Source organism: Rhodanobacter ginsenosidimutans, from assembly GCF_042655685.1.
Taxonomy (GTDB): domain Bacteria; phylum Pseudomonadota; class Gammaproteobacteria; order Xanthomonadales; family Rhodanobacteraceae; genus Rhodanobacter; species Rhodanobacter ginsenosidimutans.
The window spans coordinates 257720-272905 of record NZ_JBHSMM010000001.1 but is presented as its reverse complement, the minus strand read 5'-3'; the positions used below and the strand labels follow the sequence as shown (position 1 = coordinate 272905).

At 67.4% G+C, this 15186-nt stretch carries 14 protein-coding genes; 11 read left to right on the top strand and 3 right to left on the bottom strand.

What is annotated here, in order from left to right; genetic code table 11:
• Positions 1-52 precede the first annotated feature (52 nt).
• Together dprA and ACFPK0_RS01065 are read right to left on the bottom strand one after the other, a co-directional pair.
• Positions 53-1189 (bottom strand): DNA-processing protein DprA, encoded by a 1137-nt coding sequence (dprA, locus tag ACFPK0_RS01070; protein ID WP_377337764.1) that lies wholly within the window; start codon positions 1187-1189, stop codon positions 53-55.
• Positions 1190-1282: 93 nt separating this feature from the next.
• Entirely contained in the window at positions 1283-2410 is a 1128-nt protein-coding gene (locus ACFPK0_RS01065) for a LysM peptidoglycan-binding domain-containing protein (RefSeq protein ID WP_377337762.1), read from the bottom strand.
• Between the two features lie 190 nt (positions 2411-2600).
• Between ACFPK0_RS01065 and def the strand changes: the two genes are divergently transcribed.
• The 9 genes from def to ACFPK0_RS01020 all read left to right on the top strand — a co-directional run bounded on the left by def (position 2601) and on the right by ACFPK0_RS01020 (position 11659).
• Positions 2601-3110 carry a peptide deformylase gene (gene def, locus ACFPK0_RS01060; protein WP_377337760.1) on the top strand — a complete coding sequence of 170 codons (510 nt, stop codon included), beginning with the start codon at positions 2601-2603 and terminating at the stop codon, positions 3108-3110.
• 11 nt (positions 3111-3121) lie between these two features.
• On the top strand, positions 3122-4063 hold the full coding sequence (fmt, locus tag ACFPK0_RS01055) for a methionyl-tRNA formyltransferase (RefSeq protein WP_377337758.1): 942 nt from the start codon (positions 3122-3124) through the stop codon (positions 4061-4063).
• Positions 4064-4073: 10 nt separating this feature from the next.
• The gene (gene rsmB / locus ACFPK0_RS01050) at positions 4074-5378 is read left to right on the top strand and encodes a 16S rRNA (cytosine(967)-C(5))-methyltransferase RsmB (RefSeq protein WP_377337756.1); all 1305 of its coding nucleotides are present in this window, start codon (positions 4074-4076) and stop codon (positions 5376-5378) included.
• 151 nt (positions 5379-5529) lie between these two features.
• Positions 5530-6804: an O-antigen ligase family protein gene (locus ACFPK0_RS01045; protein ID WP_377337754.1), complete on the top strand. Its 1275-nt coding sequence runs from the start codon at positions 5530-5532 to the stop codon at positions 6802-6804.
• Between the two features lie 151 nt (positions 6805-6955).
• Positions 6956-7972: a CDP-glycerol glycerophosphotransferase family protein gene (locus tag ACFPK0_RS01040; RefSeq protein ID WP_377337752.1), complete on the top strand. Its 1017-nt coding sequence runs from the start codon at positions 6956-6958 to the stop codon at positions 7970-7972.
• 38 nt (positions 7973-8010) lie between these two features.
• On the top strand, positions 8011-8472 hold the full coding sequence (locus tag ACFPK0_RS01035) for an adenylyltransferase/cytidyltransferase family protein (protein WP_377337750.1): 462 nt from the start codon (positions 8011-8013) through the stop codon (positions 8470-8472).
• A gap of 40 nt (positions 8473-8512) precedes the next feature.
• Complete coding sequence (locus tag ACFPK0_RS01030; protein WP_056606800.1) at positions 8513-9328, top strand: glycosyltransferase family 2 protein; 816 nt, start codon at positions 8513-8515, stop codon at positions 9326-9328.
• 118 nt (positions 9329-9446) lie between these two features.
• Positions 9447-11348: an ArnT family glycosyltransferase gene (locus tag ACFPK0_RS01025; RefSeq protein ID WP_377337746.1), complete on the top strand. Its 1902-nt coding sequence runs from the start codon at positions 9447-9449 to the stop codon at positions 11346-11348.
• Positions 11345-11659, top strand: a complete 315-nt coding sequence (locus ACFPK0_RS01020) for a tetratricopeptide repeat protein (protein WP_377337744.1) — start codon at positions 11345-11347, stop codon at positions 11657-11659. The genes ACFPK0_RS01025 and ACFPK0_RS01020 overlap by 4 nt, the downstream gene beginning before the upstream one ends.
• Before the next feature lie 3 nt (positions 11660-11662).
• Here ACFPK0_RS01020 and ACFPK0_RS01015 read toward each other — a convergent pair whose 3' ends face one another.
• A complete protein-coding gene (locus ACFPK0_RS01015) occupies positions 11663-12550 on the bottom strand; it encodes an LpxL/LpxP family acyltransferase (RefSeq protein ID WP_056083135.1) in 888 nt (295 codons plus the stop codon).
• A 123-nt stretch (positions 12551-12673) separates the two neighbouring features.
• Between ACFPK0_RS01015 and dtd the strand changes: the two genes are divergently transcribed.
• Together dtd and rpoD are read left to right on the top strand one after the other, a co-directional pair.
• Complete coding sequence (gene dtd / locus ACFPK0_RS01010) at positions 12674-13114, top strand: D-aminoacyl-tRNA deacylase (RefSeq protein ID WP_056083138.1); 441 nt, start codon at positions 12674-12676, stop codon at positions 13112-13114.
• 155 nt (positions 13115-13269) lie between these two features.
• A complete protein-coding gene (gene rpoD, locus ACFPK0_RS01005; protein ID WP_056083141.1) occupies positions 13270-15150 on the top strand; it encodes an RNA polymerase sigma factor RpoD in 1881 nt (626 codons plus the stop codon).
• The last annotated feature ends 36 nt before the right edge of the window (positions 15151-15186 follow it).

Sequence of the window (15186 nt, the reverse complement as noted above, 5' to 3'; positions counted from 1 at the left end):
TGAAACCACGCCGGGCGGGCGACTGTCAAGCCAAATCACGCCGGCCGCGCATTCAGCCCGGCAGTTGCTGGTAGCGGTTGCCGGGCAACGTCTCCACGCGCCCCTGCAATTCCAGCATCAGCAGCATCGAGGAAAGCGCCGACGCCGTCTGACCCGTACGTTGCACAAGTTCGTCCAACGTCGCCGGATCATGACCGAGTGCCCCGCATAAGTCGCGATATGCCGGGTCGTCCGATGCGGCCGAAGTGGTGTCGCCCTCGCTGGCGGCCACGCCGGCGCTGCCCAGCCGCGCGGCCAGTTCGCCACCAAGCATGCGCGCTGCGGGCGTCAATGTCTCGATAATTTCGGCGGCCGTTTCCACCAGCCGGGCGCCGTCGCGGATCAGCCGATGGCAACCGCGGGCCAGCGGATTGTGGATGGAGCCGGGCAGGGCGAACACCTCGCGCCCCTGCTCGCCGGCCAGCCGGGCGGTGATCAGCGAGCCGGAACGCAGTCCCGCCTCGACCACCAGCGTGCCCAGCGACAAACCGGCGATGATGCGGTTGCGGCGCGGGAAGTGGTCGGCGCGGGCGCCGGTGCCGAGCGGGTATTCACTGATCAGGGCGCCCTGCGCGGCGATGCGCCGGGCCAGGGCATGATGCTTGCGCGGATAGACCCGGTCGGCGCCGGTGCCGATCACCGCCAGCGTGCTGCCGCCGGCATCCAGCGCGGCGGTGTGGGCGGCGCCGTCGATGCCGTCGGCCATTCCGCTGGTGATGGCGAAGCCAGCCTGCGCCAGCGCCCGGGCGAACGCACTGGCGTGGGCCATGCCCGCCGCGCTGGCGCTGCGCGCGCCAACGATGGCGACCTGCGGCAGCAAGGCGAGGCCCGGGTTGCCGGCCACGAACAGGGCGGCTGGCGGCTGCGGGATGTTTTCCAGCTGCGGCGGGAAATCCACGTCGGTACAGCGCAACAGGTGGTGATCCGGTTCGGCCAGCCAGGCGATGTCGGCAGCCAGCCGCGCCTCGTCGGGCGCGTCCAGCCAGACCTTGGCTTCCTCGCCCAGCGCGGTTCGGTGGCGGTGCAGGTTTCGCAGTACGGCATCGATGTCGCCATCGGTGGCGTCGAGCCGCTCGCGCAAGCCGCCCGACCCCAGGCCCGGCGTGCGCAGGGCGGTAAGCCAGGCGCGCAATTCGTGTGTTTCGTCCATGCCCCGAAGTTTACGCAGTCACCCCAAACAATCACGGCGCGGTGGTAGCCGCGCCGTGGTGTCAGGCAATGTCGCCGGGTTTCGCCGCCGGGACTACTCCGGCATCGCCAGCTTGTCGTTCTTGTGCACCGGCCGCAGGCTGTCCATCACCAGGCCGTAGCTGACCCGGTCGAAGGTGCGGAACACCATCACGTGGCCCACGAATTCGTCCGGCAGGGTGACGCGGGAACCCACGCCACGGCGCCAGCTGCTGCTGGCCACGTCGTCATGGATGTTCTCGCCGGGGCGATAGATCGAGAAGGTCTGGCCGTTGTCCACGCCATCCTTCGCACCGACCGACAGCGCCACCACCTGGCGCGAACCCACCGCGTCCAGCGCATCGGCGAAGCCGATCACGTGGGAGTCCTGGGCAATGGACTTGGGCGGATGCGGGTAGAAGTAGGGGTCGTACGGCGCGTCGTCGATCGGCAGCACGCGGTCGCCGCTGCGGATCTCGCGGGTGGAGTCGAGCAGTAGCAAGGTGGACGGATCGCCCGTGCGCAGGGTTTCAGCGGTGCCGATCACGGTCACTTCCACGCCCATGTCCTGGCCGCGGCCCATCTGGCCGTCGTGGCGGGAATCCTCGCGCCACGGCGCGTTGACCATCGCCGCGTTGCTGTCCAGCTCATGCGCGAAAATGCGGCTGTCGGCGTCGCCCGGGTCGTCCTGCTCGAAACCGCGGAAGACGTGGCTGGGCCGCACGATGGCCCAACGCTGGCCCGGCGTGGCCTGCAGGCCACGAACGTAGATGTTCTGGCCTACCGCGCCGCGCAGCCGGTTTTCCTCCAGCCCCACCACGTAGGGCGCGGAGCTGACCTCGTTCGAATTCATCACGCGCAGGTCTTTCAGGAAGGTGCGCAGTTCCGACAACGGGATAGCCGGCACCGCGTCGCCTTCACGATGCACGCTGGGCTGCAGGCGCAGCGACGGGCCGTTGATGAAGGACAGGTTGAGCACGTCACCCGGATAGATCAGGTGGGGGTTGCGCACCTGCGGATTGGCCTGCCAGATTTCCGGCCACAGCCAGGGCTTGACCAGGAAACGGGCGGAGATATCCCACAGCGTGTCGCCACTGCGCACGGTGTAATTGTCGGGATGATCGGTGCGCAGTTGCGCGCCTGCTGCGTAGACGGCCACGGTTACCAGCAAGCCGGCCAGCAGGACGATGGTTTTTCTGATCATTGTTGGGAATCCCCCTCCCCTTATGCTCGGTCGAGTGTAGCTGAACCCTTTTGACGCGCAACAGTCGTCCGTCGACAAAAATCGTCTGCAGACACGCGCTTGCCGACGTACAATGAGGCACATTCTAAATGGCGCCAGGGCTCGATTTTCACCAAGTCGCCCGCACTTTCGGCGTCGAGGTGAAAAAACCATGTCCGTTCTGTTCATTCTCGAATTCCCCGACCCACGCCTGCGCACCCGTGCCGCGCCGGTAACCGTGTTCGACGCGAAGCTGAAGCAGTTCGTCGCCGACATGTTCGACACCATGTACGCGGCCAATGGCGTGGGCCTGGCCGCGACCCAGGTCAACGTGCACCAGCGCGTGCTGGTGACCGACATGAGCGAGGGGCGTACCGAGCCGCTGGCGCTGATCAACGCGCAGATCCTGGAAAAGGAAGGCTCGCAGGTTTACCAGGAGGGTTGCCTGTCGTTTCCCGGCCTGTATGCCGATGTCACCCGCGCCTTGAAGGTGAAAGTGAAGGCATACGACGCCGACGGCAACGAGTTCGTCGTCGATGTCGAGGGACCGCTGGCGGTCTGCATCCAGCACGAGATCGATCATCTCGACGGCAAGGTCTTCGTCGACCACCTGTCTGCGCTGAAGCGCGGCATGTTGCTGAAGCGACTTGAGAAGGCGCGCAAGCAGGCGGCGAGTGCTTGAGTAGTGCCGGCTTGAGTAGCTCCGGCTTGCGGCTGGTTTTCGCCGGCACCCCCGATTTCGCCGTGCCCTGCCTCGAGGCCTGCCGTGCCAGCGGCGCCGAGGTGGTGGCCGTCTATACCCAGCCCGATCGCCCTGCCGGCCGCGGCCGCAAGCTGACGCCCAGCCCGGTGAAGCAGGCCGCGTTGGCGGCCGGCATCGCGGTGCATCAACCCGATTCGCTGAAACCCACCGAAGCGCAACAGGCGCTGGCCGCCTTGCAGCCGGATCTGCTGGTGGTGGTGGCGTACGGCCTGATCCTGCCGCGCAAGGTATTGGCCATCCCGCGCTTCGGTTGCTGGAACGTGCACGCCAGCCTGCTGCCGCGTTGGCGTGGCGCGGCGCCGATCCAGCGTGCCATTCTTGCCGGCGACGCGGAAAGCGGCGTCGACCTGATGCAGATGGAAGCGGGCCTGGACACCGGCCCGATCCTGCTGGAACGACGCACGCGGATCAGCCGCGACGATACCGGCGGCTCGCTGCACGACCGTCTTTCCGCGCTGGGCGCCGACGTGCTCGCCGATGGCCTGCGTTGCCTGCTGGCCGGCAACCTGCCGGGCGCTGTGCCACAGGCCGACGAAGGCGTGACGTATGCGCACAAGCTGGACAAGGCCGAAGCGAAGCTCGATTTCCAGCGCCCGGCGATCGAACTGGAGCGCCAGGTGCGCGCATTCGATCCCTGGCCGGTCGCCGAAGGCGAGATCGCCGGCGAGCGTGTGCGGATCTGGGCCGCGCAAGCCATCGACATCACACATCACGTGGCGCCCGGCAGCGTGATCGCGGCCAACCGGGACGGCATCGACCTGGCATGCGGCCAAGGTGCACTGCGCGTACTGGCGGTTCAACGCGCTGGTGGCAAACGGGTCAACGTCGCTGACTACCTCAACGCGCGCCCCGACCTGCGGCGCACGCCATGACGTGCCACCGATGAAACCCGACACCCGTGCGCTGGCCGCCAAAGGCCTGGCCGAAGTCGCGTTGCGCGGCGCGTCCCTGCGTGACGTGATGGAACGCAACGCACGGCGATTGGCCGACCCGCGCGATCGCGCGCTGTTGATGGCCTTGCTCAGCGAAGGCGCGCGCTGGTGGTTGCGTTTCGATGCCGCCGTTGACGGCTTGCTGGAAAAACCACTGCGGCACAAGGACCCGGCCGTGCACGCGCTGCTGGTGCTGGGGCTGGTGCAGTTGGAAATCCTGCAGCTGAGCGACTACGCCGCCGTAGCCGCCACGGTCGAGGCGACGCGCACGCTGGGCCGGCCGCAACTGGCGGGCCTGGTCAACGCCATCCTGCGACGCTGGCAGCGCGAGCGCGACAGCCTGCTCGGCCGTCTCGACGCCAAGCCCCAGACCCGCCACGCGCATCCGGCGTGGCTGGCCGCCGCGTTGCAACGCGACTGGCCGCAGCAGGCCGACGCGGTGATGGCAGCGGACAACCGCGAACCCCCGCTGATGCTGCGCGTCAATCGCCAGCGCAGCGAACGCCCGGCACTGATCGAGCAATTGCAGGCCGCCGGCTATGCGGCCAGCGCGCACCCGTGGCTGAGCGACGCGCTGGTCTTGCCGCACAGCACCGACGTCACCCGCATGCCCGGCTTCGAGGACGGCTTTTTCGCCGTGCAGGATGGCGCCGCCCAGGTGGCCGCCGACCTGGCCGACCTGCGCGACGGCCTGCGCGTGCTGGACGCCTGCGCCGCGCCCGGCGGCAAGGCCTGCCACCTGCTGGAACGCGCCGACATCGACCTCACCGCGCTGGAGTTCGACGCCGCCCGCGCCGAGCGCATCCGCCAGAACCTGATGCGGCTGCGCCTGAATGCGAAAGTCGTGATCGGCGACGCCGGTGCGCCCAAGGGCTGGTGGAAGGGCCTGCCGTTCGACCGCATCCTGATCGACGCACCCTGTTCGGCGACCGGCGTGTTGCGCCGTCGCCCCGACGTGCGGCTGCACCGGCGCGAAAGCGACATCGCCGCGATGCACGCGCAGCAGCGCCGCATCCTGGCGGCACTGTGGCCGCTGCTGGCGCCGGCTGGCCGGCTGGTCTACATCACCTGCTCGGTGCTGCGCGCCGAGAACGAGGCCATCGTGGGCGAACTGCTGGCCGCGCAGCCCGATGCACGGGCGACCGCCTTCACCTTGCCGGCGGGCCAGGCGGCCGGCGTCGGCTGGCAGATCCTGCCCGGTGACGGCGACCTGGATGGCATGTATTACGCCGTGATCGAAAAACGGACCCGATGAAAGGCTCAGCTGGCGGTAAGCCGGGGCCAGCTATACAACGCGTCCGTTCGGCTCGATTTGCTATTTTCCAGCCGCTGCCGCACACCGCCTGCCTTCCCCCGGGCGGCACGTCGCTCCACCACCCACCCAATCGCGCAACCGCTGGAACGCAATGGACGCCATGCACGGTACACAGTTGAAGCGATGGGCACTGGCGTGCTGCACCTGGCTGGTGATCCTGGTCCCACTGTCGTTCTCCATCGAAAAACACGTCAGGGTGCTGCCGATTGCACTGCTTTTCCTGGCCGGCTTGTGGTTGCTGGTGGGGAACCGGGCGGTGCGCCGCGATTACCGCCATGCCTGGCCCGCGCTGGTTCCCGCGGCGCTGATGGTGGCGCTTTCGGTGGTCAACATCTGGCAACACCAACTCGGCTGGCGCGAGTTCGACCAGTCGGCGCACATCATCATGTACACCGTGATCGCCGCGGTTTTCAGCCTTGGCCTGAGCATGCGCAAGGTCTGGAACGGCTTCAGCCTCACGCTGATTTTCCTCGGCGCGGTGAGCATCGTGCAGCACCACTTCTACGGTGTCCTGCGCCCGGCCGGGCTCAATGGCGGCCCCGCCAGCACGATCGAATTCGCCACCGTCATGCTGGGGCTGACCTTGCTGGCGCTGCTGCAATTGTTGAACCCGAAGGCGACCAGAGGCGAGAAGTGGCTGCATGGCGCCGCCATGGCGCTGGGTATCTATGGCGCGCTGCTGACCCAGAGCCGCGGGCCGCTGCTGGCCTTCGTGCCGGCGTTCGCGCTGGTGATGGCGTTGCATGGCTACCGCAAGGGTTTGCGGCGCCGGCAGTGGCTGCCGATCCTGGTGATCGGGATCGCCGCCGCGCTCACCGCCGCTGCCAATCTCGATGGTCGACTGGTCGAACGCTTCGCCAGCATCAGCCAGGAAGTCAGCTCGTACAACCCCAACCACGACGCCAAGGGCGCCGTGCGCGAGCGACTGGAAATGTGGCGCACGGCCGTGCGCGCGTTCAAGGAACACCCGCTGGCCGGCGTGGGCATCGACCGTTTCGGCACCTACATCCGCAGCGAAGTGGCGGCCGGGCGCACCAATGTGGCGGTCGCGCAATATGGCCATCCGCACAACGAATACCTGGACGCCGCCGCCACCCGCGGCATCTTCGGGCTGGCGGTGCTGTTGCTGCTGTTCGCACTGCCGTTCTTCTATTTTTTCCGGCACGCGGCCGATCCCGACGACGCCGTGTCCCGGCCTGCGTACGCCGGCCTGGCGATCGTGGTGCTCTATGCCGTCTGCGCGCTCACGGAAAGCGTGCTTTTCCGGGTGATGTCGCAATCGCTGTTCTTTTTCCTGCTGCTTGGCCTGGCCGTGCGCGTGGGCAACGGGCTTCGCTGCCGGGCCGAGAGAGACAGCGCGACCTGATCGCCGGGCGACGTCGCATCGATCAGGACGCGACTGCAAACGCTAGACTTCGCCCATCGATCTCCTGCGTTTTCCATGCCGCGCTGATGCAGGCCGGAAACCGGGAGTGCTTTTCTGGCGCCGTGGCGTGGCGCCGCGTTCGGGATTTTCCATGGCAAAGCCGCACCGTTACCTGCTTTTCGCCGAGCTGTCGTATGCGTTCGAGATCCTTCGCCCGCTACAGGCGGCGGCGCTGGAACGCGGCGACGAGGTCGCGTGGTTCCTGAATGGCCCGGTGCCGGGAAACCTGCTTCCGGGCGAACGCTTGCTGCGCACCACGGCGGAAGTGCGCGCGTTCCATCCCGACGCCGTGCTGGTGCCGGGCAACGAAGTGCCGCTGTCGTTTCCAGGGCTGAAGGTGCAGGTTTTCCACGGCCTGGGCATCGAGAAAAAGGGCCACTTCCGCATCCGCGGCATGTTCGACCTGTTCTGCACTTTCGGCCCGCTGACCACCGCGCCGTTCGAGCAGCTGGCGCGGCAGCACGGCTGGTTCAAGGTGGTGGAAACCGGCTGGCCAAAAACCGACGTGTTGTTGCGCACGGCGCCTGCCGCCCGCGCCGAGGGCGATGAAAAACGCATCCTCTACGCGCCCACCTTCAGCCCCTCGCTCACTTCGGCGCCGGCCCTGGCCGCCGGGATTGCCGGCATCGTGGCGCGTCGGCCGTGGCGTTGGACGGTGAAGTTCCATCCGAAGATGGCCGAGGAATTCGCCGCGCCGCTGCGCGCGATTCATGCCGACAACTACGAGATCGTGTCGACCACCGCGCTGGCGCCGCTGCTGCAGGACGCCGACGTACTGCTGACGGACACCTCGTCGGTGGCCGCCGAATTCATGTTGCTGGACAAACCCGTGGTGGCATTCCGCAACCGCCTGCCCGGCCCGCACCTGGTGAACGTGGACGACCCCGCCGCACTGGAGAGCAGCCTGGAAGCCGCGCTCGGCGGTGACGATCCATCCCGCGAAGCGCGCCGCGCATATGCCCACGCGATGCAGCCGCTGCGCGACGGGCGCTCCAGCGAGCGCGTGCTCGACGCGGTGGAAGCGATGCTGGCGACGGGCCGCGGCGACCTGAAGCGCAAGCCCCTGAGCCTGCTGCGCCGCTTCAAATACTGGCGCAAGCTGCGATGACCGGCGCCGTCGACACCAACGAGGCAGGGATTCGATCGATGAAAAACGTCGTGCTGACCTACGGCACCTTCGACCTGTTCCACATCGGCCACCTGAACCTGCTGCAGCGGCTGAAGGCGCTGGGCGATTACCTGGTGGTGGGCGTGTCCACCGACGAGTTCAACGCCACCAAGGGCAAGCAGACCATCGTGCCGTTCGACGATCGCCAACGCATCGTGCAGAACATCAAATGCGTGGATCTGGCCATCCCCGAAAGCCACTGGGAGCAGAAGGTTGGCGACATCGCGAAGTACGGCGTGTCGACCTTCGGCATGGGCGCCGACTGGGCGGGCCGTTTCGACGAACTGAAGGCGCACTGCAACGTGGTTTACCTGCCGCGCACCGAAGGCATATCCAGCACCAGCATGAAGAAACTGCTGCGCGTGCTGGACAAGGAACACGTGGATGACCTGCGGCAGGCGTTGAACGTCATCTCGGCGATCATCGACCGCTTCGATTGACCGCCGCAGCGACCCTGGCTTTGACTGGTAAAATCGCCGCATGCCCCAGCTTCCCCTGACCCTGGTCGTCATGACCCACAACGAGGCGGCCGTGATCGGTCGCTGCCTGGACAGCGTGCCGTTCGCCGCGGAAAAGCTGGTGATCGATTGCGGCAGCACGGACGCCACCCTCGAGGTGGCCCGCGCCCACGGTGCCCGCGTGGTGCACCAGGACTGGCTGGGCTTCGGCCCGCAGCGCAATTTCGGCACCACCCAGGCCAGCCACCCGTGGATCCTGGTGCTGGATGCCGATGAGTTCCTCTCGCCGGAGCTGGCGCGCGAACTGGAGCAGCGGCTTCCGCAGGTGATGGCGTCCGACGCGGCCGTGGGCATCCTGCGCCGACGCACGCTGTACATGGGCGCGCCGATGCGCTGGTACCGGCCGATGGTGGGCGAGAAACTGGCGCGCCTGTATCACCGCGACCGCGCCCGCTGGCGTGACGTGCGGGTGCATGAATCGCTGACCTGGGACGGGCCGCAAGCATCGTTCAAGGCGCCGTTCGAGCACGAGAACAACCCCACCCTGGTGCACAAGGGCCTGAAGGTGCTGCGCTACGCCGAGCTGAAGGCGCGCGACTGGCAACAGAAGGGCCGCAAGCCGCGCATGTGGGATTGCGCGCTGGTGTTCGCCACCACCTTCTTCAAGGATTACGTGCTGCGCCTGGCTATGTTCGACGGCTGGCGCGGCTTTGCGGTCTCCCAGACCAACGCCAGCTACGCGGTCTACAAGCGCATGCGTTATTACGAGATGTGCCGCAACCCGGCGTCGGTGGCGATGGCCGGCGAGGTGCTGATCCGCCACGGGCTGGACCGCTAGCAATCACCGCCGATCACCGCACCCGGGGACGCGCCCGCGACGTGCCGGCCGGTACGATCTGCGGCGCCGGCCACGTTGCCGCGATGCGGCGCAGGCTAGAATCGGCTGCCTCTCCACCATGAGCTTCCCCGTGCCCGTCAACGCCTACAGCCGTCTCGAAAACCTGCGCGCCATGTGGTCGTGGCTGCTGTTGTGGACCGTGGTGGCGCTGCTGGCCATTTTTTCGCACGGGCCGATGCCGCTGTATTCCACCCGCACGCTGGCGGTGGCGTGGGAGATGTTCAACCAGGGCCACTGGCTGGTGCCGTACATCAACGGCGAGCCGTACAGCGAGAAGGCGCCGCTGCTGTTCTGGCTGATCCAGAGCGGATGGTTCGTGTTCGGCGTCAACGATATCTGGCCGCGGGTGCTGGAGGTTCTGTTCGGCGCCACGCAACTGGTGCTGGTATCGACCCTGGCGCAGCGGCTGTTTCCGAACCGCCCGTGGATGGCCAAGGCGGCGCCGTGGATGCTGCTGGCGCTGGGCTACGCGTTCCTGTTCGGCCTGCAGATCATGTACGACGTGCTGCTGGCGGTGTGGACGCTGGCGGCGCTGCTGTGCCTGACACCGAAGACCCGCCGGGCCGAACCGCGCTGGCTGCTGTTCGGCATCTGCATCGGGCTGGGCCTGCTGACCAAGGGTCCGGTGATGCTGTTGCACGTGGTGTTTCCGTGGCTGCTGGGCCCGTTGTGGAACGACTGGGCGCGCCAGCACCGGCTGCGCTGGTACGGGCGCGGCGTGCTTTCGTTGCTGCTGGGTGCGGTGATGCTGCTGGCGTGGGCGCTGCCGGCCGGGTTCGCCGGTGGCGAGGCGTATCGGCAACGGCTGTTTTTCACGCAGACGGCCGGCCGTGTCGTCGATGCACTGTCCAAGGGCAAGGATCTGCAGAACCACGCCCAGCCGGTGTGGTGGTACCTGTTGTGGCTGCCGGCCCTGCTGTTTCCGTTCAGCGGCTGGCCTCGCGCGCCGGTGGCGGTGGCGGCGACCCTGCTGCGCCGGCCGTGGGAACGCGGCATCAAGCCCGCGCTGTGGCTTTCGTTGCTGGCGCTGGTGGGGTTGCTGGTATTGGCCGTGATTCCCGGCGCCTCGCCGTGGCTGGCGAAGCTGCTGGTGTGCCTGCTGCTGGTGCCGCTGTCGGTGGCGCTGCTGCGACGGCCGCTGGAGCCGGGCCTGCGCTTCGCACTGTGCTGGCTGTTGCCCGGCTTCTTCGTGTTTTCGCTGATCAGCGGCAAGCAGCTTTATTACCTGCTGCCGGAGCTGGCCGGCGCGGTGCTGCTGATCGCCGGCTGCATCGCCGTGCTGCGCGAGCGCCATCCCGTGCTGGCCAGCCACGGCTGGCTGGGCACCTGGCCGCTGGGCGTGGGCGGCATCGTGTTCGCGCTGCTGCTGTTCGCCATGCCACCGCTGGTGGCCAACCATGTGCTGACCGGTGAATGGGCCAGCGACGCGGCACCGTACAGCCGCTACTTCAGCGTGATCTTCCTGTTGCTGGGCGGGCTGTTGTTGCTGCGCGGCCGCGGCGAATTGCGCCGGCTGGCTTTCGCCGGGCTGATTGGCGTGCTGTCGCTCAATACGCTGTTCACGCTGGCCCTGTGGAAGAACTACGACATCCGCCCCGCGGCGCGCCTGCTCGGCGCCGTCGAACAGGCACATCGACCGATCGGTTACCTGGGCAATTACGCCGGCGAGTTCCACTTCGCCGGGCGGCTGACCCAGCCCATCACCGAGTTGTACGGTGACCAGGCGCTGCTGGATTTCGCCCGTGACCACCCGGACGCGGTGGTGGTGACGCGCCCGGACGCGCTCGACCCGAACGACCTGCGCTACGCCTTGCTGGTGCAGCCGTTCCGCTCATCGTGGCTGGCGGTATGGCCGGCCCAGTCGCTGGCCGACCTGCGCGAGGGCCACACCCCGCCCGAGCCCAGCCGGCCCACCCAGGTCTACCCGGCCGACGATCGGCGTTACCGGCTGCAACCGTGAGCGCGCCGCTGATCGCCAGCCTGCGCCAGCAATGCGGTGGGCCGCGGGACGGCGCGCTGCTGCGTTTCTCGCTGGGCACCGCACTGCTGAACGACGGCGACGCGGTCGCCGCGATCGAGGAATTGCGGCGCGCGGTGGCGTTCGACCCGACCTATTCCGCGGCGTGGAAAGCCCTGGGCAAGGCCTGCCTGGCCGCCGGCCAGGAACCGGCCGCCGCCGAGGCATGGCGCAGCGGCATGGCGGCCGCGGCGCAGCGCGGCGACAAGCAGGCGGAGAAGGAAATGGCGGTGTTTCTGCGGAGGCTGGGCTGAGATTCAGCGCGCGTCGTAAGGGCTGGCCCAGCCGTGGCCCGAGAAGCGTTTGTACTGCCACTGATACTGCGCAAAGGCCTGCTCGACGCAGGCCTCCACGCCACGGTTGAGCGCGTTGCAGGCCACCACCGGGTCCGCGTCATCCAGCTGCGGCGGCGCGGGCCGGATATGAATGCGATAGCCCTCGCCACGCGGTAGCCGCTCCGCAAACGCGAACAGCACGGTGGCGCCGGTGCGCGCGGCCAGCCGCGGCAGCAACACCATCGTCAGCGCGTCACGACCGAAGAACGGCACCGCCTGACCCTCGCCCGCGCGCGGCTTCTGGTCGGGCAGGATGCCCACCGTGCCACCCGCGGCCAGCCGCTTGTACAGCGCACGCACACCCGCGCCATCGGCGCGCACCTGCTCGGGCGCCAGCGCGCCGCGCACCTTGCGCAGCAGCGCCTCGATCGCCGCGATCCGCGGCGGACGGTAGAGAATGGCCAGCGGCATCTTGCTGCCCAGCCAGTAATTGAGCAGCTCCCAGCAGCCCAGGTGCGGCGCGGCGATGATCACCCCCTTGCCAGCGGCCAGTGCGTCATCGAGCAGCGCCTCGCCACGCACCTCGCGGATCAGGCCCAGCGAACGCTGCGCGCCGCTGCCCCAGATCTTGATGATCTCCGTCACCGACTTGCCGCTCTCCATCATCACGTCGCGCAGCAGCGCCGCCTGGGCCGCGTCATCGAGTTGCGGCCGCGCGATGCGCAGGTTCACCGCGGTGTTGTGCGCCGTGCGGCCGCCACGCCACAGCAGCAGCCGACCCAACAGCGCACCGGCGCCATGCAATAACCGCAACGGCAGCAGCGCGAGCAAACGCAGCACGAGATAGAGAAGGTAGACGTCGGGACGCATCCACGAAGTTTACGTGAGGCCGCCGCAGAATCCTCCCGCCGACGGTACCGGTATCCGCCGCACCGTCTTCCGCCGACCCCGCTGGCGCCGTAAGCTGTGCGCTTCCCGCTACGCCGAGCCCTCATGATTGCCCTGATCCAGCGCGTGCTGTCAGCCGAAGTCGAGGTCGATCAGGAATGCGTTGGCGCCATCGGACCCGGCCTGCTGGCGCTGGTGGCGGTGCAGCCGGACGACGGCGAGACCCAGGCGCGGCGGATGCTGGAGCGACTGCTCGGCTACCGCGTTTTCGCCGACGACGCCGGCCGCATGAATCGCTCGCTGACCGATACCGGTGGCGGCCTGTTGCTGGTCAGCCAGTTCACCCTGGCGGCCGACACCCGCTCCGGCATGCGCCCAAGCTTCACTTCCGCCGCGTCGCCGGAACACGCCCGGCACTGGTTCGACCGGCTGCTGGAGCTGGCGCGCGCCGCGCACCCGGGGGTGGAAACCGGCCGCTTCGGTGCCCATATGGTGATCCGGCTGGTCAACGATGGCCCGGTGACGTTCCGGCTCGATACCGGCTGATGCGAGGCCTGCACCCTGCACCGGAAAACCACGCAAGGCCCCGATCTGGCGCGCTTTTTGCGTGGTCCATCCTGACGATTTCTCACTTGCAAACTGGTCAAAAAAGCAGCATATCGCTATAATGTCCGGTTCTTGAACCCCGCGGTGGTCGGTTAATGAATAGCAAAGCTCCCCACGAGCAACAGTCGGAAATCAAAGCACTCATCTCCAAGGGTCTGGAGCAGGGTTATTTGACGTACGCCGAAATCAACGACCACCTGCCCGACGACGTCGTCGATCCGGAGCAGATCGAAGACATCATGGCGGTGCTCAAGGGCGTCGGCATTGAAGTCCACGACGCCGCACCGGATACCGACACCATCGCCGATGGCGCCGCCCCCGGCAACACCTCCGGCGACGACGAAGCCGCCGCCGAAGAAGCCGTGGCGCTGCTCTCCGCCGTCGACGCCGAGGTTGGCCGCACCACCGACCCGGTGCGCATGTACATGCGCGAGATGGGCACGGTCGAGCTGCTGACCCGCGAAGGCGAGATCGCCATCGCCAAGCGCATCGAGGAAGGCCTGGGCCAGGTGCAGACCGCGCTGGCCAGCTTCCCGCTCACCATCGAGTTGCTGCTGGAAGAGTACGACCAGCACCTGGACGGCAAGCGCCGCCTCAGTGAAATCCTGGCCGGCTTCCTGGACCTGGAAGAAGCCGCCGACCTCGCCCGCAAGGAAAAGGAAGCCGCCGCCGCGCTGCTGCCCGAGCCCGATCCCAACGACGAGTCCGAAGGCGACGACGAGGACGAAGACGAGGAAGAGGAAGAGGCCGGCCCGACCGGACCCGATCCGGAAGAGGTCAAGCGCCGCATGGAGCTGCTGCGCGACTACTACGCCAAGTTCCAGAAGGCCGCGCCCAAGGCCGACAGCATCACCGACAAGAAGATCGTGAAGCTGCGCGACCAGATGGCCGAGGAGTTCCTGAAGCTCAAGCTGCCCAGCGCGCTGATCGACGGCTTCGTGCGCAAGCTGCGCGAAGTGGTGGGCGATATCCGCCACCACGAGCGCGCGCTGATGGACATCTTCGTCAAGCAGGTGAAGATGCCCAAGACCGAGTTCATCAAGACCTTCCCCAGCAACGAGGGCAACCTCGAGTGGGCGGCCGAGCTGAGCCGCAAGCGCCAGAAGTGGTCGCCGAACGTCAAGACCCATCGCGAGGCGATCGACGCGGAGCAGGAGAAGCTGGCCGCCATTGAGCGCAAGCTGTTCCTGCCGCTGATCGACATCAAGGACATCAACCGCGCCATGGCCAGCGGTGAGGCGCGCGCGCGCCGCGCCAAGAAGGAAATGGTCGAGGCGAACCTGCGCCTGGTGATCTCGATCGCCAAGAAGTACACCAACCGCGGCCTGCAGTTCCTGGACCTGATCCAGGAAGGCAACATCGGCCTGATGAAGGCGGTCGACAAGTTCGAATACCGCCGCGGCTACAAGTTCTCGACCTACGCCACCTGGTGGATCCGCCAGGCGATCACCCGCTCGATCGCCGACCAGGCGCGCACCATCCGCATCCCGGTGCACATGATCGAGACGATCAACAAGTTGAACCGCATTTCCCGCCAGATGCTGCAGCAGTTTGGCCGCGAGGCCACGCCGGAAGAGCTGGCCAAGGAAATGGAGATGCCCGAGGACAAGATCCGCAAGGTGTTGAAGATCGCCAAGGAACCCATTTCGATGGAGACCCCGATCGGCGACGACGAGGATTCGCACCTGGGCGATTTCATCGAGGACGGCAACGCCAGCTCGCCGATCGACTCGGCGACGGAAACGGGCCTGATGGAAACCGTGCGCGACGTGCTCGGCGGGCTCACCCCGCGCGAGGCGAAGGTGCTGCGCATGCGCTTCGGTATCGACATGAATACCGATCACACGCTGGAGGAAGTCGGCAAGCAGTTCGACGTCACCCGCGAGCGCATCCGCCAGATAGAGGCCAAGGCGTTGCGCAAGCTGCGCCATCCCAGCCGCTCGGAGCAGCTGCGCTCGTTCCTCGACGTGGAATAAGCGCTACCGCGCCATCAATGAAAAAGCCCCGCCAAG

Bases quoted from the DNA above. Each gene is read 5' to 3' on its own strand.
- dprA (WP_377337764.1), bottom strand. From the start codon at position 1,189: ATGGACGAAACACACGAATTGCGCGCCTGGCTTACCGCCCTGCGCACG.
- ACFPK0_RS01065 (WP_377337762.1), bottom strand. From the start codon at position 2,410: ATGATCAGAAAAACCATCGTCCTGCTGGCCGGCTTGCTGGTAACCGTG.
- def (WP_377337760.1), top strand. From the start codon at position 2,601: ATGTCCGTTCTGTTCATTCTCGAATTCCCCGACCCACGCCTGCGCACC.
- rsmB (WP_377337756.1), top strand. From the start codon at position 4,074: ATGAAACCCGACACCCGTGCGCTGGCCGCCAAAGGCCTGGCCGAAGTC.
- ACFPK0_RS01045 (WP_377337754.1), top strand. From the start codon at position 5,530: ATGGACGCCATGCACGGTACACAGTTGAAGCGATGGGCACTGGCGTGC.
- ACFPK0_RS01040 (WP_377337752.1), top strand. From the start codon at position 6,956: ATGGCAAAGCCGCACCGTTACCTGCTTTTCGCCGAGCTGTCGTATGCG.
- ACFPK0_RS01035 (WP_377337750.1), top strand. From the start codon at position 8,011: ATGAAAAACGTCGTGCTGACCTACGGCACCTTCGACCTGTTCCACATC.
- ACFPK0_RS01030 (WP_056606800.1), top strand. From the start codon at position 8,513: ATGCCCCAGCTTCCCCTGACCCTGGTCGTCATGACCCACAACGAGGCG.
- ACFPK0_RS01025 (WP_377337746.1), top strand. From the start codon at position 9,447: ATGAGCTTCCCCGTGCCCGTCAACGCCTACAGCCGTCTCGAAAACCTG.
- ACFPK0_RS01015 (WP_056083135.1), bottom strand. From the start codon at position 12,550: ATGCGTCCCGACGTCTACCTTCTCTATCTCGTGCTGCGTTTGCTCGCG.
- dtd (WP_056083138.1), top strand. From the start codon at position 12,674: ATGATTGCCCTGATCCAGCGCGTGCTGTCAGCCGAAGTCGAGGTCGAT.
- rpoD (WP_056083141.1), top strand. From the start codon at position 13,270: ATGAATAGCAAAGCTCCCCACGAGCAACAGTCGGAAATCAAAGCACTC.